This is a genomic window from Roseibium denhamense (assembly GCF_009711415.1).
GTDB classification, from domain to species: domain Bacteria; phylum Pseudomonadota; class Alphaproteobacteria; order Rhizobiales; family Stappiaceae; genus Roseibium; species Roseibium denhamense.
In genome coordinates, this window is the sequence record NZ_SMLZ01000016.1 from 1 (window position 1) to 310 (window position 310).

At 60.3% G+C, this 310-nt stretch carries 1 protein-coding gene; it reads right to left on the reverse strand.

Features of this window, described 5'->3' with window-relative positions; all coding sequences use genetic code 11:
* Positions 1-287 (reverse strand): LysR family transcriptional regulator (locus tag E1180_RS00040; RefSeq protein ID WP_155189064.1); only part of this gene is annotated, 287 nt, incomplete at its 3' end.
* Between the last annotated feature and the right edge of the window lie 23 nt (positions 288-310).

Below are 310 nucleotides of genomic sequence, written 5' to 3' on the forward strand. Positions count from 1 at the left end.
ATCGACAAGAGCCCCCGGTGTGGCTGCATTTCCCGTTCCAGATCCACATGAACGCGATCGAAGGCATCCAACACAGGCCGGTACCGGGCGGCTACAGTCGCCCCCACAGACGTCAGTGCCACTTTCCGCGTGGTGCGCACCAAGAGCTGGTGCCCCAAATCCTGCTCCAGCCGCGCGATCACGCGGGTGACCGAGGCTGGCGTTATGCCAAGCGTTTTCGAGGCGGCTGCGAAGCTCTGCAGCCTGGCCACTTCCAGAAAGACGCGAATGGGTTTGAGATCCTGCATGGGTTTTTATTGTCACGATTGCA